Genomic DNA, 21103 nt, shown 5'->3' on the forward strand with positions numbered 1-21103 from the left:
TGGTCTTACCTAGCCGTTCTGGGTCGTGTCGAGCTTGAGTGGCGTGTCGTTCATTGGCGTGGCTGGGTGACTTATGCGCCAGGGGTGGGTCGAAAGACGAATCTGCCACCCTTGCCCATCGCGCTCCAGATAGTCCATGCACAGGCTGGCTCGCCAGCGCAGTGCGTCGTCGCTGGCCTTTTCCAGTGGCGTGTATAGCGAGTTCTGGTGGCCTGGTGCTGGGCGCGGAGTGATGGCCATGGCATGGTCACCGATCTGTAACCAGCGTAGCTGCCCTTGGGCGTCGGTGCGCACTAGCTCGCGTTGGTCGGGGGTGCATTGGCGTTGCCAGTGTTCGACGTAGCGCCCGTGGGGGTGCTGCTCTTCGAGCAGGTGGTCATCGAGCCAGGCCAGGTGGCCGACGTCTTTCTCCAGGCTGGGGTTCAGGTCCTGCAGGCGGTGCCAGGTGCATACCGGCCCGTCGATCTGGGTGATGCCGACGAATCCGGTCAGGTGGGCGAGCCATTCGAGCTGCGCTCGACTGCACGCCCCCAGGTGCTCGATGCCTGCCAGCGCATCGTGACGGGCGGGAAGGCGCAGGTCGGCATGCCACTGAGCGCCCTGAAGCCAGACCACCTGGGTGCCGGTATCCGTGTACTGGTAGGGTGGCTGAGCGGGCTCGGCATAGAGCGTGCGCTTCCAGACGCCCCGGAACTCGGTTGGTGTGGCGGGGAGTGGTAGGGTCATGAGGCGGGCTTCTCGTCTTGGGCAGCCGAGTGCTTGCCGTGCTGGCCCAGGCTACCCACTTCTCGGGCACCTTCGGGAAGCGTAATCTCACCCTTTGCCAAACGCTCGCGCAGGTAGCGGAAGGTCTGGATCGTTTGGGCGTAGAGGTGATCGCCCGCTTTGAGCGGTGCGTAATGAGCTTTGCCGTGGCGCTCGACCAATTCAGGCAGCGGTGCCACTTCAGTATGGTAATCGCAGGCGAAAAACAGCGGGAAAGAGTAGCGCTCCTGTTTAACTTTGCGCACTCGATGGGAGGTCGCCACAAATTCGCCGTTGCTCCAAATTTCCAGCATGTCGCCAATATTGACGACTAATGCATCCTCTTGATAGGGGACATCGATCCATTTGCCTGCACCATTCATGACCTCGAGCCCCGGTGCAGTGGGTAGCAGCAGCGTGAAGCACTCGTAGTCGGTATGGGCACCGATGCCTTGGGCATCTTCGGCATCAGGGTTATACGGATAGTGGATCAATCGCAGTTGGCTGGGCGGCTTGGTGACGTGGCGCAGTAGCTGCTGCTCATCAAGACCCAATGCTCGGGCAAAGCCGCCCATGAGTGCCCGGCCCACTTGGTAGGCAGCCTCGTAGTAGGCGGCGATAGGCTCGCGGAAACCGTCAAGGTCGGGCCAGGGGTTGGGGCCGAGGAGTGGCGTCCCTGCCAACACCTCTGGGTCGTCACTGGGCAGTTCAAAGGCAAGATCAAACGCCTCTTTCATGTCCGGCTTGTTAGGGTCTGGCGACTCTTCACCAGGAGGAACATAGCCTCGGTGGTGGTGGTAGAGGCCGATGTAGCGCTCCATTTTGATGGCTTCAGGTTGGGCAAAGAAGCGTTTGGCTTGAGTAATCAAACCCTCGCGAAGCGGGAGGTCGATACCGTGGCCCACCATTTGAAAGAACCCCACGTCTCGTGCGGCGCGACCAAGGTTATCCGCAACCGCTTGGCGTGCAGCGGCATCACCATGGAGTAAACCGCTAATGTCGATAACGGGGATTGCTTGAAAGTCAGCTAAGCGCTGGTCGGCGGTGATCTGGCTCATGCGTTTACCTCCTGTTCACTGGTGAGCACCACAAGTGGTTGCCCCGGCGCAATGGAAGCGCCCTCAGAAAGGGGTAAGCGAGCAACACGGCCAGCGCAGTGGACGGTGATCTCAACTTCCATTTTCATCGACTCCACCAGTGCCACTGGCTGGCCAGCCGTTACCAGATCACCTTCTTCCACCAGCAATTTCCACAGACTGCCGGTGACGGGGCTTTCGATGCCTATTTCGTGATCATCCAACGCGGTGACTTCGGTGGCTTCCGGGGCCTGGTCTTCAAAGGTGAACTGGCCATTGGCACGCCAGGCGGCCATTTCGGCCTGGAAGGCGGCTTCACGTTTTGAGCGGAAGGTCTCAATTGCCGAGGCATGTTTGTCGATGTCGGCCTGGTAGTCCGCCAAGCGAAAGCGAGTCGTTTCAATGGACAACTCGTAACGACCATGGGGGAAGTCGCGGCGAATTTGCGCCAGCGCCTCGTGGCTGACCTCATGAAAACGCAGTTGATCAAAAAAGCGCAGCAGCCAGGGGTTCTCGAAGTGGGCCGTGGTGCGATAGCGGTTCCACATCTGCAGGGTGCGCCCCACGAACTGGTAGCCGCCAGGGCCTTCCATGCCATAGACGCACAGGTAGGCGCCGCCGATACCCACCGAGTTTTCGGCGGTCCAGGTGCGGGCCGGGTTGTATTTGGTGGTAACCAGCCGCTGGCGCGGGTCGAGGGGCGTGGCGACCGGTGCGCCGAGGTAGACGTCCCCTAGCCCCATGACGAGATAGCGGGCGTTGAAGACGATATCGCGCACCTGCTGCTCGCTTTCCAGCGCATTGATGCGGCGTATGAAGTCCAGGTTGCTGGGGCACCAGGGGGCGTCGGGTCGCACGCTGCGCTGGTACTTGTCCACCGCTTCCTGACAGGCAGGGTCGTCCCAGGAGAGCGGCAGGTGCACCACGCGGGACTCCACTTCCAGCGACTCGACATCCACCAGCGCCTGTTCGGCCTGGTGCAGGTGGTCGAGCAACTGGTCGAGGCTTAGCTCGCGGGGCTCGTAGTGGAGCTGCAGGGAGCGAATGCCCGGCGTCAGCTCGCGCAGCCCCACCACTGGGTGCTCGCGTAGCCACAGCATCCAGGCGTGGACCCGAAAGCGCAGCGCGATATCCAGCTCCATGGGGCCGAATTCGATCAGCAGGAAGTCGTCACCTGCGCGGCGGTAGACGATGCGCTCGCCTGCCTCGGCAGCATCGACCTCGCGGAGCAGCGGCGAGCCGCGCTCGGCCTCACAAACGGGCTCGGGCTGGGCGGACAGCTGCTGCAACTGCGTCCGCTGATGCGCTTCCAGGGCGCGGGCATCTTCCAGGCGGATCGGCACGAAGCGCACCTTGTCGCCTGCCGTCAGTTGGCCCAGCTTCCAGCGTTCGGCGCGGACTACAGTGGCCGGGCAGACGAAGCCGCCCAGTGAGGGGCCGTCGGGGCCCAGGATGACCGGCATGTCGCCGGTGAAGTCGATGGTGCCGAAGGCGTAGGCGTTGTCATGAATATTGGAGGGGTGAAGCCCCGCCTCGCCGCCATCGGTGCGTGCCCAGGTGGGCCGAGGGCCGATGAGCCTGACGCCGGTGCGGCTGGAGTTGTAGTGGACCTCCCACTCATGGTCGAAAAAGCGCTCGATATCCTCGTCGGTAAAGAAGTCCGGGGCGCCGTGGGGGCCGTAGAGAACCGCAATGCGGGTCACCTCCGGGCCGCCAAAGGTGGGGATCAGCGCTGGGTCCAGCGTCTTGACGGGCGCAGCTGAAAACGCGGGCAGGTCCAGCATGTCGCCACTGCGCAGGGCGCGACCACCGTGGCCACCAAACTGGCCCAGCGTGAAGGTGCTGCGTGAGCCCAGGTAGCGGGGGCAGTCGATGCCGCCCCGCACCAGCAGGTACGCGCGGGCGCCCACGGCGGCCTTGCCCAGGGTCAGGGTGGCGCCGGCTGGCACGTCGATGACCTGCCAGCCGGAGATGTCGGTGCCATCGAGGGTGGCAGGCAGCTCGGCGCCCGCCAGCACGATCTGGGTGGCGCGATGAAAGCGCAGCGTGGGGCCATTCAGGGTGATTTCGAGCCCGGCGGCCTCGTCGGGGTTGCCCAGCAGCCGATTGCCCAAGCGAAACGACCAGTCGTCGAAGGGACCCGACGGGGGGACACCCACGTCCCAGTGGCCTTGACGCCCCGGGTAATCCTGCACGGTGGTCAGCGTGCCCGGGCTGAGCACTTCCATGGCGGGAGGGGCCCATGCCAGCTGGGTGAGCCAGTGCGTATCGATCTGGGCGGCGTCGAAGCGGGCGTCCCTCAGCACATGGGCCAGCCAGCGGCGATTGGTGGCAATGCCATATACCGAGGCGTCTTCCAGGGCCGTGGCCAGCCGGGCAATGGCCTGTTGGCGAGTGTCGGCATGGAGCATCACCTTGGCCAGCATGGGGTCGAACAATGGGGTGACTTCCAGGCCTGCTTCGAGGGCGTGGTCGATACGCAGGCCCTGGGCTTCGGGGAAGGTGACTTCGGTCAGCAGCCCCGCGCTGGGGCGGAAATCGTGCGCTGGGTCTTCGGCATATAGCCTGGCCTGCACGGCATGGCCACGGGGTTGCAGGCCCTCTGCCAGGTTTGCCAGCGGGGGGAGTGCCTGGCTACCGAGGCGTACCATCCACTCGACGATATCGACCCCGTAGACCAGTTCGGTCACCCCGTGCTCGACCTGCAGGCGGGTATTGACCTCCAGAAAGTAGAACGCCTCGCGTTCGGCATCGTAGATGAATTCGACGGTGCCCGCACTGCGGTAGTTGACCGCTTGGCCAAGCTGCACCGCCGTGGTGTGCAGGGAGCGCCGCACGGCATCAGGCAGGTTGGGAGCAGGGCACTCCTCAAGGACTTTCTGATGGCGCCGCTGGGTGGAGCAGTCCCGCTCGCCAAGGGCAATCACCTGCCCCTGACCATCGCCGAACAGCTGCACTTCCAGATGGCGAGCACGGGCGATGTAGGCTTCGAGAAAGACGCCGCCATCGCCGAAGTTGCGCTCGCCCAGACCTTTCACCGAATCAAAAGCGCGGGCCAGCTCTGCCTGGGAGTGGCAGACCTGCATGCCGATGCCGCCACCGCCAGCGGTGGACTTGAGCATTACCGGGTAGCCGATACGCTCGGCGTGAGCCTTGGCGTCTTCCAGCGAGGCCAACAGCGGTGAACCGGGGACCAGCGGCACACCGGCCTGTTCGGCCAGCGCGCGGGCTTCGTGCTTCAAGCCAAATTGGCGGATCTGCTCGGCGGTCGGGCCCAGGAAGACCAGACCGGCCGTGTCGCAGGCGCTGATGAAGCGGGTGTTTTCCGACAGGAAGCCGTAGCCGGGGTGAACCGCTTGGGCGCCGCTTTGCTGCGCAATGGCGATGAGCTTGTCGATGTTCAGATAGGTCTCGCTGGCGCCGCCTTCACCCAGCGAATAGGCTTCGTCGGCCTGGTGCACGTAGGGCGCATCGCGGTCAGCGTCGGCGTATACCACGACGCTCTGGATGCCGAGGGCGTTCAGCGTTCGCAGGATGCGCGCGGCAATGGCCCCGCGATTGGCAATCAATACCTTGGACAATAACGGTGTCGTGGACATGGTGGTGCCTGCAAAGAAGGGCGGGCCGTCCCGCAGATGAATCAGCCCCTTGGGGTCGTCCCCAGGAGGAAAAGTGACCTCACTCCCAGACCAGCAGCTCGATGGGCGTCGGGTGGTAGCCGTTACAGGGGTTGTTGAGCTGAGGGCAGTTGGAGACCAGTACGATGACATCCATGTTGGCTTCCATCTCGACGTACTTGCCGGGGGCCGAAATACCGTCGGCAAAGGTCAGCCCGCCGTCGGCCGTCACCGGCACGTTCATGAAAAAGTTGATGTTGTGGGTGATGTCGCGTTTGGTCAGCCCGAACTCGGGGTGGCGGGCAATGGCCTGCATCCAGTTGTCGCGGCAGGAGTGCATGTGGCGCTTTTCGAGATCGTAACGCACGGTATTGCTTTCGCTGGCGCAGGCTCCGCCCAGGGTGTCGTGGCGGCCACAGGTATCGGCGGTGATGGTCAGCATGGTGCGGCCTTCACTGGACATCAGCCGGGTGCCCGCCGTCAGGTAAACCGCGCCCTGTTCGCGCACGGTATCCATGGCGCTGTAGCGTTCGGCGGTATCGTCGGCATTGAAGAACAGGGTGTCGGCGGCCTGGTTACCCTCCAGGTCCAGAATGCGCAGGGTCTGGCCGCGCTTCACGGTGCCGATGTAGTGGTCACCGGCCTCGACGGTGGTGCGGCGGACGGCGTTTTCAGGGCGTAAGGTGCTTTCGATGATCATGGTGTCCCCCTTAGAGGCCGAGGTGGTAGAGGCGATTGTTGGCAAAGCCACGTGCGTTTTCGGGCCGTGAGCGGTAGCAGGGGTCTTCCTCGGTGGGAGGCTCCGCCGTGCCTAGCGCGATATCAACGCCGCGACGGGGGTAGTGCGGGCTGGGGTCGAGGGGGTGCGGGCAGGTGTGCAGCAGCACCAGCGTATCCATCTCGAAACGCAGCGTGACGCGGCTGCCCGGCTGGCAGTGGTTGTCGACATAGCGCAGCTTGCCTGCGTCATCGCTCTCGACCCGTGAAAACAGGTTGAGGTTGGCCGCCAGATCGCGTCGGCCCAGGCCGTATTTCGCCAGCTCGACGAGAAAGGCATCGTGGCCGGTGCGGGTCCAGTCATTGTGAGCCTGCTGGTAGCTCACCGGCTGCCAGCCCTTGGCCAGAAGGTGGTGGGGCATCAGGTTGCCGCCCACGCTATCGTGCCAGCCCAGGGTGTCGTGGGTGATCGACGCAAAGATGCGGCCCATGTCGGAATAGAGGCAGTGGCCCTGGGTGAGTTTGAAAGTGTGCTGGCACTTCAGGGTGTCCGGCAGGTTGAGGCGCTCCAGCAGGTTTTCCGGGTTGTAGCAGAGCAGCCCTACGTTGCTGTTGGCCTGCTGGGCTGACAGGGTCAGCGTGGTGCCGCGGCGCAGGCGCAGGGACCAGTGATGGCCGCCGGGCAGGTGCGTGGCGTAGTCCGCGTGGGTTGTCATGACAGCGTCTCCTGTACGTGGGTGGTCAGACCGCGTTCCGCCAGCGTGTCACTCAATGCCTGGGCGGAGTGTGCGCGGTTGGCCTGTTTGCCGATGGGCAGGTCGTAGGTGATGGTGGCGCCATAGGCCTCGGGGGCCTGGGGGTCGTGGCGAGTCTTGTCGAAGACCCACAGCCGCGTGCCGAGGGCGAAGGCTTCCGTGAGGTCGTGGGTGATCATGAAAATGGTCAGCGACTGCTCTTGCCAAAGCCGCGTGATCAGCGCGTGCATGTCCTGGCGAATGCCGGGGTCGAGCGCGCCGAACGGCTCGTCCAGCAGCAGTAGCCGAGGTTTCATCATCAGCGCCTGGGCAATGGCGAGGCGTTGCTGCATGCCGCCGGAAAGCTCGTGGGGGTACTTGTGCAGCGCCTGGCCCAGGCCCACCTCCTCGATGCGCGCCGTGGCCACTTCGATGGCGCGCCGCCGGGATGCACCAAAGCGCTTGCCCAGCAGCGGGGCAGTCCGCAGCTCTTCGGCGATCATGACGTTGGCCAGGACGGTCAGGTGGGGGAAGACCGAGTACTTTTGAAACACGACGCCTCGGTCAGGGCCGGGTTCGTCAGGAATGGGCTGGCCATCCAGCAGCAGGCTGCCTTTGGAGCGCTTTTCGGTGCCCAGCAGCATTTTCAGGAAGGTGGTCTTGCCACAACCTGAAGCGCCCACCAGCGTCACGAACTCGCCTTCCTCGACGGAGAAGTTGAGGTTTTCCAGCACCACGTGCTGGCCATAATGCTTTTCCAACCGGTGGGCGGAGAGCAGGCTCATGATTTGTCTCCTTCATCGGCGTGATACCAGGGGAAGGCCAGCCGTGATACCCAGGCCAGCAGTTGATCCAGCACAAAGGCCAGCAGGGTGATCCAAGCCACGTAGGGCAGAATCACGTCCATGGAGAGGTAGCGGCGCACCAGAAAGATGCGATAGCCAAGGCCCTCCTGGGCGGCAATCGCTTCTGCTGCAATCAGGAACAGCCAGGCGCTGCCCAGCGCCAGCCGTGTGGCATTGAGCAGCCGAGGCGTCAATTGAGGCAGCAGCACTCTCAGCAGCACTTGCCAGGAGCTGGCGCCCAGGGTCTGGGCCTTGATCAACTGTTCGTCTGGCAGGCGCAGGGCGTGGCCCTGCAGGTCTCGAATCAGAAAGGGCGTCACGCCCATCACGATCAACGCGATCTTGGCCGCTTCCCCGGTGCCAAAGGCGATGAACAGGATCGGCAGAATGGCCATGGGCGGTATCAGCGACGTTACCGTGATCAGCGGCGAGAGCTTGGCGCGCAGCAGCGGAATGCCGCCACTCAAGATGCCCACCACCAGGCCGATCAGCGCGCTGATACCGACACCGATCAGCAGCCTTTCGAGGCTGGCGAAAGTGTCGGTCCACAATACGATCTGGCCGGTGCGCACGTTCTCGGCCGTGGCCAGGTGGTGAAAGGTCTGCGCCATGCTGCCAGGGGAAGGCAGCAGGCGGTCGTTGGGGTTGTCAGCCAGGCGAGCACTGGAGGCGCTCAGGTAGAGCATGCCCAGTACCAGAAACGGCATCAGTCCCAGCAGCCAGCGGCCGCCGCGCGAGGGCGACAGGTTAATCAAGCGCTTCATGGCAGGGTCCACCAGGTAAGTAAGGGGCAGAAGCGGCGAGCCGCCGCTTCATGGGGCGAATACCGTGGCCTCGTTACTGTGCGTCGAGGTACGCCTGAGTAAAGGAAGGATCGAAGCGCAGCTGCACGTTACTCTCGTCACCGAAGATACCGCTGGGCGTTTCGATGCCCACCACGCCCGCGCTGGGTGCCATGTCGCCCAACAGCCCGTGGGTAAAGCTGAAGTCGGCCACTCGCTCCATGGTGTCCAACAGCTCGGGGCTTTCCATCAGCGCCACGGCTTCGGCGGGGTCGGTATACAGGTAGGTTGCCTCTAGCTGGGCACGGTAACCCTCCAGATCGGTGCCGGCGGCATCGGCCATGATCGTCAGCGCGTGCTCGTCATTGGCCTCGACAAGCGCCATGACCTCGTACCAGGCGCCCACCAGGGCGTGTCCCAGGGCGGGGTAGTCGGCCAGGGTTTGGGTGTTCACTACCATCATGTCAAGAATTTCACCGGGGATTTCCGCCGAGGTGTACACCACCTGGCTGTCCGGCATCTCGGCGATGGTGCTGAGCTGCGGATTCCAGGCGGCTACGGCTTCGGTACTGCTGCTGGAAAACAGGCCGACGATATCGGCGTCGGAGGTATTGACCGTTTCGATGTCGCGCTCGGTCAGCCCAACGCTCTCCAGGGCGCGTGCCAGAAAGTAGTGAGACACGCTGAACTGCACCAGATTGACCCGGCGGCCTTCGATATCCGCCAGCTCACCGCCCCCTTTGAGCACGATGCCGTCATTGCCATTGGAGTAGTCGTTGATGATCAGCGCGGTGGAGTCGACGCCGCTGGCGGCAGGAATGGTCAGAGCGTCCATGTTGGTCATGGCGCAGCCATCGACGTTGCCCGAGGTGAACTGGTTGATGGACTCGACGTAGTCATTGACCTGTATCACGTCGATAGCGATGTCGTGCTGCTCGGCCCATTTGTCGACGATGCCTTCGACATCGGCATAGGCCCAGGGCATCCAGCCTGCATAAATGGACCAGCAGACGCTGAATTGATCACGCTCCTGGGCATGTACGAAAGAGGGGGCCAGCGAGGTGGCAAGCAGGGCGGCAGAGAGCGGGGCCAGCAGATATTTACCAGGGGTGCGGATGGAACGGGTCATGAGAGCCTCCAGCGGCTAAGTAAAAACTCAGGGGGCATCGGCGCATCACTGTGCCTTATCCTCCCGGGCTTTTATCCCGCCGTGTAACCTTGCGCTTGCAAGGTCGATCGCTCTCGGACCAGCCACAGCCATCAGGGGCGTTTCGTTGATGGTGTCGGAACCCTAGCGATCTATTGGAAACTCGATTGTGCGGCTGCGATAGCGGCCAATACCCCGTGTGTAACATCATGAACACAGCAAAATATTGGCCGCTTGCTTAAAAATGACGGTGAATCATGCGTTTGGCGACGTTTCTGACGAACAAGGCATGCAGCGTCGCTTTTGTCTGCGCATTTTTTTGGTGCGTTATCATTGGGCTTGCACCACGCTGTATCGGTTGTCAGCGCTTACAGCGGCGTCTTGCTCATCCTGCCCGGTACTTCTCGCACCAGCCTGGGCATCAGGAAGCCGGGCAGGTGTTCGAGCAACTGCTGGACCAGCGCTTTGGCGCGTTCGTCGGTGACGTCGTAGTGGGCTGCGCCTTGTACGGGGTCGAAGGCGTGCAGGTAATAGGGCAGTATCCCCGCCTCGAACAGCCGTTCGGAGAGCGTGGCCAGGGTCGTGACGTCATCGTTGATGTCGCGCAGCAGGACGCTCTGATTGAGCAGCGTGACGCCCGCCTGCTTGAGGCGCGCGCAGGCTGCGACCACGGCCTGGTCGATCTCGTTGGCGTGGTTGATGTGCAGCACCATTACCTTTTGCAGCCGGGTGTTGCCAAGCCAGCCCAGCAGGTGGTCATCCACACGGTCCGGGATGACCACAGGCAGACGCGTATGCAGCCGCAGTCGCTGCAGGTGGGGAATCTCTTCCAGCTGCGCGACCAGCCAGCTCAATTGCCTGTCGTTGGCGGCCAGCGGGTCGCCGCCGGAGAGAATCACTTCCCGAATGGCGCTGTCCTGGCGGATATAGCCAAGGGCCTCCTGCCACTGGGCTCGCGAAGGCGCGTGCTCCTGGTAGGGGAAGTGGCGGCGAAAGCAGTAGCGGCAGTTGATGGCGCAGGCCGGGCTGGCGATCAACAGCACGCGGTTGGTGTATTTATGGATCAGGCCTTTGGCCGGGCGGTGATCGGCTTCTTCCAGTGGGTCGGTGACATAGCCAGGCGGCGACAGGGCTTCTTCGGCCAGCGGCAGGACCTGGCGCAGCAGCGGGTCGCTGGGGTCGTTGGGCGCGATACGTGACAGGTACGCCTCGGGCACGCAGATATCGAACAGGCGATGCCCCGCCTGGGCTTCTTGCTGCCACTGGGCGTCCAGGCCAAGGCGCTGGCAGAGGGTTTGCGGGTCGCGAATGGCGCGGGATAGTTGCCGTTGCCAGGAGGCGGGCGCCTCGTCGGATATCGAGTGACCGGCAATAATGATGTTCTCCTGCAAAAAGCCCTCCTTCGGGTTATCATGCGCGCACTTGGCTACAAGGTTAACGACGGCGGAGCAGGGCTGCGCGCGTCACCGACTGAAACACACCATAGAACCATTGAGAGGCAGTATGGCGAACTATTCTACCAATGAATTCAAAGCGGGTTTGAAAGTAATGCTCGATGGCGATCCTTGTTCGATCGTCGAGAACGAGCTGGTCAAGCCTGGCAAGGGTCAAGCGTTCAACCGCGTCAAGCTGCGCAACCTGATGACTGGCCGTGTCGGTGAGCGCACGTTCAAGTCTGGCGACTCGCTGGAAGGCGCTGACGTCATGGATCTGGAGATGGAGTACCTCTACACCGACGGTGACATGTGGCACTTCATGAAGACCGACGGCTCTTTCGAGCAGTACGCGGTAGAGAAAAAAGCACTGGGCGAGACCGAAAAGTGGCTCAAGGAGCAGGTGCCCTACACCCTGACGCTGTGGAACGACAAGGCGATCTCGGTCACGCCGCCCAACTTCATCGAGCTGGAAGTCGTCGAAACCGACCCCGGCCTGAAAGGCGATACTGCTCAGGGCGGCTCAAAGCCTGCTACGCTTTCCTCGGGTGCCGTGGTACGCGTACCGCTGTTCATCAACCAAGGCGAAGTGTTGAAGATCGATACCCGCTCCGGTGAATACGTATCACGCGCTTGATCGGCGTCACTTGCAAGCGGTAAGCAAAGCCACGCACTCTGCGTGGCTTTATGTTGTCAGGGAGAAGGGAATGACGGCCAGTTGGCAGCCAACAGCATCCATGGAGACGCTACGTGAGCGTGCGCGCCTGCTTGCGGCAGTGCGCCATTTTTTCGTATCACGCGATGTCATGGAAGTAGAGACCCCCGTCCTCGGGCAAGGGGGCAGTACCGATGTCAACCTCGTGTCGCTGGCGACCCGGGCACGCACGGACAAGGGCCAGCGCAAGCTGTGGCTACAAACCTCGCCGGAATTTCACATGAAGCGGCTGCTGGCAGCTGGAAGCGGGCCGATCTTTCAGCTGGCTCGGAGCTTTCGTGATGGAGAGGTGGGGTCGCGGCACAATATCGAATTCACCATGCTGGAGTGGTATCAGCCGGGCTATTCGCTCGCCCAGCTGATCGAAGAGACCACGGCGCTGGTCGCCCATGTGATGCCCAATGCTCCTGGGCCGGTGGTGCACTACCGCTACCGTGAGCTGTTTCATACGCATCTGGAAGTGGACCCTTTCACCACGTCGCTGGACACCTTGCGTCTGGTGGCGGCCGAGCGGGGCAGCATGCCCGCCAAGGCGCTGGCCGAAGAGGGGCGTGATACGTGCCTCGATCTGCTCATGGGCATGGTCATCGAGCCGCGCCTGGGCCAGCAGGAGCTGAGCGTGGTGGTGGATTATCCGGCCAGTCAAGCGGCACTCGCGCAGCGCCATCAGGATAGCGACGGGGAGTGGGTGGCGTCGCGGTTCGAGCTCTATCTGAACGGGGTCGAGCTGGCGAACGGCTACCATGAGCTGACCGATGCCGACGAACAGCGTCAGCGGTTTGCCCGCGATAACGAGGAGCGTCGTCGGTTGGGGCTGAGCGAAGTGGACGTGGACGAGCGGCTGCTGGCCGCGCTGGCCCATGGAATGCCTGCTGCCTCCGGTGTCGCGCTGGGCATCGACCGGTTGATACAGCAGGCCCTGGGCAAGGGGAAGCTGGAGGAAGTACTGGCGTTTGCTACCCCTGCCTGTTGAGGTTGGCCGTGCCGGGCGCTGGCTATGACGCCTGCGGCGTTGCCAAGGATTGGCCCATGGCCACCTTGGCGCCCAGCTCATGCTCGGCAAAGGTGATCGGCTTGGCGAAGCAGGTGACCACCGTGGAGCCCAGCTTGAAGCGGCCCATCTCGGCGCCTTTTTCGATCACGATGGGCTGGCCGAAGACCATCCGCTGGGGCGTGCCCGCCAGCGGGGTCACTTGGCCTGCCCAGACGGTCTCGATGGCGGCCACGATCATGGCACCCACCAGCACCATGGCCATGGGGCCGTGCTCGGTATCGAAGATACAGACCAGGCGCTCATTGCGCGCAAACAGGCCGGGCACGTAGTTGGCGGTGGCCTGATTGACGGAGAACAGCCGCCCCGGCACGTAGATCATTTCGCGCAGCGTACCGGTCACCGGCATGTGCACGCGATGGTAATCCCGAGGAGAGAGGTACACGGTGGCAAAGCTGCCTGCCATGAACTCCTGGGCCAGCGCATCGTCCCCCCCCAGCAATGTATGCACCGAATAGCGATGCCCCTTGGCTTGCACGATGTCGCCAGCGCACAGGCGGCCAAACTGCGAAAGGGTGCCGTCGGCCGGGCTGAGAATGCCGTCGCCCAGGGGGCGGGCATCGGGCTTCAGCGCCCGGGTGAAGAAGTCGTTGAACGTGGCGTAGGCGGTAGGGTCCGGTTCCAGTGCCTGGCTCATGTCCACGTCGAAGCGTTTGATGAACGCTTTGATGACGGCGTTCTTGACCCGTGGTTGATCGCACGCGGCGACCTTGCCCGTCAGCCGGGAAAGCGCGTGATGGGGCAGTGGGTACTGCAGTAGCGAAAAGGCTTTTTGAGAAACGGTCACAGTGGTGTCTTTGTCTCGATGTCGGTTGAGTGTCGTTGGCGCATGGCAGTCATCAGCGTTCGATGGGGGTATCGTCGCGATTGCCCCATTCGCCCCAGGAGCCCGCGTAGCCACGAATGTTGAAGCCCAGGGCCTTGCCCACCAGCCAGGTAAAGCTGCTGCGGTGGTGGCTTTGGCAGTGGGTGGCGATCTCCATGTCCGGTGTCAGGCCCAATGCGCCCAGTTCGGTGATCAGTTCGGCGTAGTCGCGAATGCGCAGCGCGCGTTGACGATCCATGGCGTCTACCCAATCCATGTTCACCGCGCCGGGGATGTGGCCCAGGTGCTTGTTGTTGCCACGCTCACCGTCGTACTCGGCCTTCGAACGGGCATCCCAGATGGCGAACTGCTTGTCGTTCAGCTTGTCGAGAATCTCGTCGCGGCTGATGGCGGCCTGAGGATTGAGAATGTCGGCCTGATAGTCACTGGGCGTGGGGGCCGTGGGGTCGGTGCTCTCTTCGAGGCCCGCGTCGCGCCACGCATGAATGCCGCCATTCAGGTAGGAGTAGCGGGTATGGCCAATCAGTTCTAGCGTCCAGAGCAGGCGAGCGGCCCAGCCGCCACCCTCGTCATCGTAGGCCACCACGTGGGTATCACGGGTCAGGCCCATGGCGCTGAACAGCTGCGAGAGAAACGCCACGGAAGGCACGTCGTTGGGGACCGGGCCCTCGCCGCGCATCAAATAGCGGTAGTCGAGGTAAATGGCGCCGGGCACGTGCCCCTGCCGGTAGCTGTCGCCATTCAGTGGCACATCGACGATCAAGAGCTGAGGGTCGCCCAGATGCTCGACGAGCTGTTCTGGTTCGACGATCAGTGGCAGCACGTTGGTTTCGGAAGAGTGGCTGTTGGTCATGGTCGGCTCCCTGTCCCTGCAATGAAAGTAATCTGAGCCATCGGCGTCAGCCGTCAGGCCTGGGTGTTCAGGCTATCCAGTATGCGTCGGTAGCTGGTAAAGCGCTCTGGGTGAATCTTGCCCGCCTCGACGGCATTCAGTAAAGCACAGCCGGGCTCATTGCGATGGCGGCAATCCCTGAAACGGCATTGGCCCAGGTAGGGGTGAAACTCGATGAAGCCGTTGGTCACTTCCTGTTCATCGAGGTGCACCAGCCCGAATTCGCGGATGCCGGGGGAGTCGATCAGCTCGCCGTCGTGCACTTCGTCGCTGCGCATGGCGTAGAGCCTGGCGGTGGTGGTGGTATGAGTCCCCTTGCGCGAATCTTCCGAGAGGGCGCCGATGCGCAGGGTCTCGTCCGGCAGCAGCAGATCGATCAGCGAGGATTTGCCTACCCCACTCTGGCCGACGAACACCGAGGTACGGCCCTCCAACTGCTGACGCAGGGCGTTCAGGCCGTCAGGGTTGGCCGTGGTGGTACGCACCACCCGATAGCCCAGTTGGCGGTAACGCTCCAGCAGTTGGCCGAGTTCGCCACCCCCTTCTGGCAGCAGGTCAGTCTTGTTGAGCACCAGTACGGGCGTGATGCCGGTGGCCTCGGCGGCGACCAGGTAGCGGTCGATCAGGTTGGGGTGCGGCGCGGGTTCCACCGCAAAGACGATCAGCAGCTGGTCGATGTTGGCGGCAACCGGCTTGAGCTGCCCTCTGGCATCCGGGCGTTTGAGGATCGTGTCGCGCTCCTCCCGGGCCACCACGACGCCAGAGCCATCCTGACCCGCTCGCCAGATCACCCGGTCGCCGGTCACCAGCCCTTCCAGGTTGGCGCGCAGATGGCAGCGTACCGGGGTGCCGTCGGCATCGCGAACTTCCAGGGTACGGCCGAAGTGGGCCATCACACGGCCTGGCTGTTCGGGACCATACTCCCCGGCGGAGAGCTTTTCGGCATCCCGCGCGTCGCGTTTTTCCGCCCGCTGAGCGCGCTCGGCCTGGATTTTTTCGACGCGCCACTGCTGCTGACGGCTTAATTTACGTTTGCTCATGACCACCCGAAGATCGTTACAATGGCAGGCATTGTAACCACCTGAGCCACCCACTGTCCCCTACGGGGTGCGGTGCAAGGCAATATAAGCGACACTTTTATGCACATCGCTCGTGTTGGAGCGACTTTGGCCAAGGAATGAGACGAATGAGTGAGCAAGCCGTCACCCCGCGCAGCGACCTGCTGGTATGGATCGACCTGGAGATGACCGGCCTGGAGCCGGACAAGGAGCGCATCATCGAAGTGGCCACGCTGATCACCGATGCGCATCTCAACGTGGTGGCCGAAGGGCCGGTGATTGCCGTCAAGCAGCCGGACAGCCTGCTGGCCGCCATGGATGAGTGGAACCAGAAAACCCACGGTGAGTCGGGGCTCGTGGCGCGGGTCAAGGCCAGCCAGGTGAGTACCGAAGAGGCCGAGCAGCAGACGCTGGCGTTTTTGAGTCGCTACGTGGTGCCCGGCTCATCGCCCATGTGCGGCAACAGCATCCATCAGGATCGCCGCTTTCTGGAGCGCGAGATGCCCGCCCTGTGGAGCTTCTTCCACTACCGCAACCTGGATGTGTCCAGCGTCAAGGAACTGGCCAAGCGCTGGAACCCGAGCGCACTGGAAGGGTTCAAGAAGCGCAACGTGCATTTGGCGATGGACGACATCAAGGAGTCGATAGCCGAGCTTGCCCACTATCGCAGCACCTTCCTGCGCGTGGCGCCCGGCAGCGACGAGCAGCGTTGATCCGCGCTGACGCTTTTCAGCGTTGCGTCGCGATGCGCGCTGCGCGTTTCTGGTGCTGCTCTGCCAGTGCCCAGACCACGTGCTCGCGGACCAGCGCGCTGGGGTAGGCGCGGCGTGCCCACAGGGCGGCTTCGACGTCACGGCTCCAGGGCGCATTGCCCAGGCCCACCGCCAGGTTGCGTAGCCAGCGCTCGTAGCCGATGCGGCGTATCGGGCTCCCGGCAGTCTTGTCGAGAAACTCCGCCTCGCTCCAGCCGAACAGAGTGACGAGCGAGGCGCGGTCGAGATCGTGACGCGGAGCAAAATCCTGCTCCTGGGTCGGGCGTGTGAAGCGGGTAAACGGGCAGACCAGCTGGCAGTCATCGCACCCATAGACACGGTTGCCCATGGCCCGGCGGTACTCCACGGGGATCGCGCCGTGCAGTTCGATGGTCAGGTAGGAGACGCATTTGCGCGAATCGACCACCTTGTCATCGACGATGGCGCCGGTGGGGCAGGCCGTGCGGCAGGCGCTGCAGCTGCCGCAGTGCTCTCGCTCGAAGGGCGGGTCCACGGGCAGAGGCAGGTCGGTATACAGCTCGCCGAGAAAGAACAGCGAGCCAGCCTGGGGGGTGAGCAGCATGGCGTTCTTGCCGAACCAGCCAAGCCCTGCCTTCTGGGCCAGGGCACGCTCCATGACCGGGGCCGAGTCGACGAAAGCGCGAAAGCCAAAGGCGCCCACCTCTTGCTCGATCTGTCGTGCCAGCTGGGCCAGCCGTTTGCGCATCAGTTTGTGGTAGTCGCGCCCCAGCGCATAGCGCGATACATAGGCACGCTGGGGCTGCCCCAGCACTTTGGTGGTGGCAACGTCGGCGGGCAGGTAGTCCATGCGCACGCTGATCACCCGCTGTGTGCCGGGCTCCAGCTCGGCCGGGCGGGTGCGCTTGGTGCCATGCTTGGCCATGAAGCCCATGTCGCCGTGATAGCCCTGTTCCAGCCAGCGCTCGAGATGGCGCTCGTGGACGGCAAGATCGGTGTCGGTGATGCCGACCTGCTGAAAGCCCAGCTCGCGCCCCCAGCGCTTGATCAGCACGGCGAGTTGCTGGAGTCGCTCGGCAGAGAGTGAAAAATCAGAGGAAGGTGGCATGGTTGATCAACATTGGTGCAACAGGCGCGCTATGCTAACCCATTACGCTTTCATACGATATCCACGGTGCTGCCGTGTCAATGAATACGGCGGTGCCTCGGCCCATGGCAGCCGCTAAGGAGAGACCGTGTCCACACTGAGTACCTCATCGTTACGCCCTTTGTACAAGGCAGCCCAGGTGCGTGAGCTGGATCGACGCACCATTGCCAGTGGCATCGACAGCTTCGCGCTGATGCAGCGTGCGGCCTCCAGCGCCTGGCACAGCTTTCGCTCGCGTTGGCCCCAGGCCCGCAGCGTCACGGTGCTGTGTGGAAGCGGCAACAACGGGGGCGATGGCCATGTGCTGGCGGCCCTGGCCATGCAGGCAGGGCTCAAGGTTCAGCGGCTTTCGAGCAAACCCCTGGCAGCGCTCACGGGTGACGTGGCCAAGGCGGCGGAGCTGGCATCGGCAGCCGGGGTGGGATTCGACGAGTGGCAGCCCGCCACGACGCTGGTGGGGGAGGTGATCGTCGATGCCCTGCTGGGTACCGGGCTTGCTGGTGAACCCCAGGGCAACATCCGCCAGGCCATCGAGGCCATCAATGGCGCGCACCAGCCGGTGCTGGCGCTGGACATTCCCTCGGGCCTGTCGGCGGATAGCGGGGCCGTGCTGGGCAGTGCGGTGGTGGCGGATGGTACCGTTACCTTCATTGGCGACAAGGTCGGGCTGCATACCGGCGACGCGCCAGCCTATACCGGCGAGATCGACTTTCGCCCGCTGGGCGTGAAGGCCCAGGCCTTTTTCGATATCCCGCCCACGGCATGGCGGCTGGATGAAGCGCTGCTGGTCGACGCCTTTGCACCTCGTTCGCGGATCAGCCACAAGGGCAACCTGGGGCATGTGCTGGTCATGGGCGGCGCACCCGGCTTTGGTGGGGCCGCCTTGCTGGCCGCGCAGGCGGCGGCGCGGCTAGGCGCGGGCAAGGTCACCCTGGCGACGGCCGAGGAACACATTACCGCCAGTTTGGTACGCTGCCCGGAAGTCATGGCCCGAGCCGTGCGCGGCGGGGCGGAGGCCGCCGGGTTGCCCGACACCGCCGACGTGGTGGTGATTGGCCCGGGGCTGGGGCAGGACGCTTGGGGTCAGGCGCTGTTGCAAAGTGCGCTGCAGGGGGCGACGCCGCTGGTGGTGGATGCCGATGCCCTGAACCTGCTGGCCAGCCGCTGGCCTGACGTGCGCCGCGATGACTGGATACTGACCCCGCACCCGGGGGAAGCCGCGCGGCTGCTGGGGTGCACGGTGGCCGAGGTACAGGCAGACCGCCCTGAGGCGGCGCGGGCCTTGCAGCGTGCCCGTGGCGGCGTGGTGGTCCTGAAAGGCGCAGGCAGCCTGATCGTCGGCCCCAGTGGGCTGGTGGTATGCCCGTATGGGAATCCCGGCATGGCCAGCGGCGGCATGGGTGACGTGCTGAGCGGCATGCTGGGAGCCTTGGCAGGCCAGCATGACCGCCTGGAGTGGAGCGCCTGGCTGGGAGTCATGGTACACGGCCTGGCGGGCGATGCCGCCGCGAAAGCCAGCGGAGAGCGTGGCCTGTTGGCAAGTGATCTGGCATCCTATGCACGAGCGTTTATCAACCCGTGAAGGCAGCCCACATGCAGGTGCAATCAAGTGACGAAATGGCCCACGTTGCCTTTGGAGAAGCGCTGGGCAAGGCGCTGGAAGGTCGCGGGCGAGTGTATCTCGAAGGCGACCTGGGGGCAGGCAAGACGACGCTGACGCGAGGCATCTTGCGTGCCTACGGTTATCAGGGGGCGGTCAAAAGTCCCACGTACACGCTGGTAGAGCCCTACGAGCTAGGCGAGCAGCGGATTTATCACCTGGATCTTTACCGCCTTGCCGACCCGGAAGAGCTGGAGTTCATCGGCGGGCGAGAGGTGCTGTCCGACCAGGCCTTGTGCCTGGTGGAGTGGCCCAGCCAGGGCGCTGGCTGGCTGCCCGCGCCCGATCTATGGATACGCTTGCAGGTGGCGTCACCCGGTCGCCTGCTGACATTAAGTGCCGAGACGCCGCATGGAGTTGCGGCGTTGGCTCAGCTCGAAACGCTGGCGGCTGAACAGCAACAGGAGTGTGGTGTGGTTCAATGGACATGAGACAGTCATTGGTTGCCTGGGCAGGCAGGTTGGCCACCGGGTGCGCGCTGCTCTTGATGAGTAGTGCATCGTTGCAGGCAGCGACCGTCGAGAGCATGCGCCTGTGGGCGGCGCCCGATCATGCGCGGCTGGTGTTCGATTTGACCGCCGCTGCGCAGGCCAATGTGTTTACCCTGGATAATCCGGCGCGGCTGGTCATCGACCTCGACGACAGCCAGCTCGATACCGATGTCTCGACGCTGCCCCTGGAGGGCAGCGCGATTTCCGCCGTGCGCACGGGCTCCCGAGATGGTGGCGGCCTGCGCGTGGTGCTGGAGCTCAATCGCGATATTTCCCCGCGTCATTTTACCCTGCCGCCCAACGACCAGTACGGTCATCGGCTGGTGGTGGATCTGGAGTACCCCGGTGAAAGCGCCGTCGAAAACCCCATCGACCCCATCGAGGCGATGATCCGCGATCAGGAGATCATGGCGCAGCGTAGCGCCCAGGCCCAGCAGGCGGATGTGCCCAGTGCGGTGGCCGAGGTGCCCGAAGCACCCACCCAGCCGGTGGAGGTGCAGCCTGCGCAGCCCCACCCGCGTCGCGACATCATCATCGCCATCGATGCCGGGCACGGGGGGGAAGACCCCGGCGCCATCGGGCCTGCCGGTACTCGGGAAAAGGACGTGGTGCTGGAGATTTCACGCCGCCTGGCCGCAGAGGTCAATCGAACCGAAGGCTTCAAGGCGGTACTGATTCGTGACGGTGACTACTATCTTGGCCTGCGCCAGCGTACCCAGCTGGCCCGAGAGCAGAAAGCCGATTTCTTCGTCTCCATCCATGCGGATGCTTTCACCAGTCCTCGGCCGCAAGGCAGCTCGGTGTATGCGCTTTCCCAGCGGGGGGCCACGTCGGAAACCGCTCAGTGGCTGGCCGACAGCGAAAACCGCGCCGACCTGATAGGCGGTGTCGACGGCAGTCTGTCGCTGCGCGACAAGGACCAGGTGCTGCGTGGCGTACTGCTCGACTTGACCATGACCGCCACGCTCAACGACTCGCTCTCCATCGGTGGGCAGGTGCTGGAGCAGTTAGGCCGGGTGAATCGACTCCACAAGAGTCGTGTGGAGCAGGCCGGTTTCATGGTGCTCAAGTCGCCGGACATTCCGTCGCTGTTGATCGAGGTGGGCTTCATTTCCAATCCCGACGAAGAGCGACGGCTACGCGACCCGGTGCATCAGCAAGGCCTGTCGACGGCGATTTTCAGCGGCCTGCGCGAGCATTTTCAGAGCAACCCGCCACCGGCCAGTCTGCTGGCCTGGCAGCGCGACAATCAGCGCCGCCCCACGGGCAACGAATACCGTATCCAGTCTGGCGATACCTTGTCGGCCATCGCGATTCGCCACGGCGTGCCGGTGAACCAGCTCAAGCAGGCCAATGACCTGAACGGCGACGTGATTCGTGTGGGTCAGGTGCTGCGCATTCCCAGCTCTTGAAACGGATGACGAGCAGGCCGAGGCA

At 63.6% G+C, this 21103-nt stretch carries 19 protein-coding genes and 1 riboswitch; of the genes, 6 read left to right on the forward strand and 13 right to left on the reverse strand.

The features are described 5' to 3' along the window. Window positions 1-9: 9 nt before the first annotated feature. The 9 genes from HSS18214_RS0100850 to epmB all read right to left on the reverse strand — a co-directional run bounded on the left by HSS18214_RS0100850 (window position 10) and on the right by epmB (window position 11053). Entirely contained in the window at window positions 10-726 is a 717-nt protein-coding gene (locus HSS18214_RS0100850) for a hypothetical protein (protein WP_016913425.1), read from the reverse strand. After that, window positions 723-1802 carry an isopenicillin N synthase family dioxygenase gene (locus HSS18214_RS0100855; protein ID WP_016913426.1) on the reverse strand — a complete coding sequence of 360 codons (1080 nt, stop codon included), beginning with the start codon at window positions 1800-1802 and terminating at the stop codon, window positions 723-725. The genes HSS18214_RS0100850 and HSS18214_RS0100855 overlap by 4 nt, the downstream gene beginning before the upstream one ends. Then, complete coding sequence (gene uca / locus HSS18214_RS0100860) at window positions 1799-5419, reverse strand: urea carboxylase (protein WP_016913427.1); 3621 nt, start codon at window positions 5417-5419, stop codon at window positions 1799-1801. Before uca ends, HSS18214_RS0100855 begins: the two co-directional genes overlap by 4 nt. A gap of 79 nt (window positions 5420-5498) precedes the next feature. Next, entirely contained in the window at window positions 5499-6137 is a 639-nt protein-coding gene (locus HSS18214_RS0100865; RefSeq protein WP_016913428.1) for an urea amidolyase associated protein UAAP2, read from the reverse strand. A gap of 10 nt (window positions 6138-6147) precedes the next feature. Continuing rightward, entirely contained in the window at window positions 6148-6870 is a 723-nt protein-coding gene (locus HSS18214_RS0100870; RefSeq protein ID WP_016913429.1) for an urea amidolyase associated protein UAAP1, read from the reverse strand. After that, entirely contained in the window at window positions 6867-7673 is an 807-nt protein-coding gene (locus HSS18214_RS0100875; protein WP_016913430.1) for an ABC transporter ATP-binding protein, read from the reverse strand. The genes HSS18214_RS0100870 and HSS18214_RS0100875 overlap by 4 nt, the downstream gene beginning before the upstream one ends. Next, window positions 7670-8497: an ABC transporter permease gene (locus HSS18214_RS0100880; protein WP_016913431.1), complete on the reverse strand. Its 828-nt coding sequence runs from the start codon at window positions 8495-8497 to the stop codon at window positions 7670-7672. Before HSS18214_RS0100880 ends, HSS18214_RS0100875 begins: the two co-directional genes overlap by 4 nt. A gap of 73 nt (window positions 8498-8570) precedes the next feature. Continuing rightward, window positions 8571-9644: a putative urea ABC transporter substrate-binding protein gene (locus tag HSS18214_RS0100885; RefSeq protein ID WP_016913432.1), complete on the reverse strand. Its 1074-nt coding sequence runs from the start codon at window positions 9642-9644 to the stop codon at window positions 8571-8573. Between the two features lie 58 nt (window positions 9645-9702). Further along, window positions 9703-9821, reverse strand: a riboswitch (guanidine-I (ykkC/yxkD leader). Between the two features lie 209 nt (window positions 9822-10030). Beyond that, entirely contained in the window at window positions 10031-11053 is a 1023-nt protein-coding gene (epmB, locus tag HSS18214_RS0100890) for an EF-P beta-lysylation protein EpmB (protein WP_016913433.1), read from the reverse strand. A gap of 112 nt (window positions 11054-11165) precedes the next feature. On the opposite strand from epmB, the gene efp reads away from it, so the two are divergent. After that, window positions 11166-11732, forward strand: coding sequence for an elongation factor P (gene efp, locus HSS18214_RS0100895; RefSeq protein ID WP_016913434.1), 567 nt, complete (start codon window positions 11166-11168; stop codon window positions 11730-11732). A 70-nt stretch (window positions 11733-11802) separates the two neighbouring features. Further along, on the forward strand, window positions 11803-12783 hold the full coding sequence (gene epmA / locus HSS18214_RS0100900; protein WP_016913435.1) for an EF-P lysine aminoacylase EpmA: 981 nt from the start codon (window positions 11803-11805) through the stop codon (window positions 12781-12783). Between the two features lie 22 nt (window positions 12784-12805). On the opposite strand, the gene asd is transcribed toward epmA, so the two are convergent. Genes asd through rsgA form a run of 3 tightly spaced genes read right to left on the reverse strand, consistent with a single transcriptional unit; the run spans window position 12806 to window position 15619 of the window. Continuing rightward, window positions 12806-13648 carry an archaetidylserine decarboxylase gene (gene asd / locus HSS18214_RS0100905; protein WP_016913436.1) on the reverse strand — a complete coding sequence of 281 codons (843 nt, stop codon included), beginning with the start codon at window positions 13646-13648 and terminating at the stop codon, window positions 12806-12808. Between the two features lie 52 nt (window positions 13649-13700). Then, window positions 13701-14540, reverse strand: coding sequence for a sulfurtransferase (locus HSS18214_RS0100910; protein ID WP_016913437.1), 840 nt, complete (start codon window positions 14538-14540; stop codon window positions 13701-13703). Between the two features lie 53 nt (window positions 14541-14593). Beyond that, on the reverse strand, window positions 14594-15619 hold the full coding sequence (rsgA, locus tag HSS18214_RS0100915) for a small ribosomal subunit biogenesis GTPase RsgA (protein WP_026001635.1): 1026 nt from the start codon (window positions 15617-15619) through the stop codon (window positions 14594-14596). 146 nt (window positions 15620-15765) lie between these two features. On the opposite strand from rsgA, the gene orn reads away from it, so the two are divergent. Then, a complete protein-coding gene (gene orn, locus HSS18214_RS0100920) occupies window positions 15766-16350 on the forward strand; it encodes an oligoribonuclease (protein WP_016913439.1) in 585 nt (194 codons plus the stop codon). 16 nt (window positions 16351-16366) lie between these two features. Here the strand turns inward: orn and queG are convergent, their stop codons facing one another. Then, on the reverse strand, window positions 16367-17476 hold the full coding sequence (queG, locus tag HSS18214_RS0100925; RefSeq protein ID WP_026001637.1) for a tRNA epoxyqueuosine(34) reductase QueG: 1110 nt from the start codon (window positions 17474-17476) through the stop codon (window positions 16367-16369). A gap of 127 nt (window positions 17477-17603) precedes the next feature. Between queG and HSS18214_RS0100930 the strand changes: the two genes are divergently transcribed. Genes HSS18214_RS0100930 through HSS18214_RS0100940 form a run of 3 tightly spaced genes read left to right on the forward strand, consistent with a single transcriptional unit; the run spans window position 17604 to window position 21078 of the window. Next, entirely contained in the window at window positions 17604-19097 is a 1494-nt protein-coding gene (locus tag HSS18214_RS0100930) for a bifunctional ADP-dependent NAD(P)H-hydrate dehydratase/NAD(P)H-hydrate epimerase (protein WP_016913441.1), read from the forward strand. A gap of 11 nt (window positions 19098-19108) precedes the next feature. Further along, a complete protein-coding gene (gene tsaE / locus HSS18214_RS0100935; RefSeq protein WP_016913442.1) occupies window positions 19109-19606 on the forward strand; it encodes a tRNA (adenosine(37)-N6)-threonylcarbamoyltransferase complex ATPase subunit type 1 TsaE in 498 nt (165 codons plus the stop codon). Continuing rightward, window positions 19597-21078, forward strand: coding sequence for an N-acetylmuramoyl-L-alanine amidase (locus HSS18214_RS0100940; RefSeq protein ID WP_016913443.1), 1482 nt, complete (start codon window positions 19597-19599; stop codon window positions 21076-21078). The genes tsaE and HSS18214_RS0100940 overlap by 10 nt, the downstream gene beginning before the upstream one ends. Window positions 21079-21103 lie beyond the last annotated feature (25 nt).

The sequence above is a fragment of the Vreelandella stevensii S18214 genome, assembly GCF_000275725.1.
Taxonomy (GTDB): domain Bacteria; phylum Pseudomonadota; class Gammaproteobacteria; order Pseudomonadales; family Halomonadaceae; genus Vreelandella; species Vreelandella stevensii.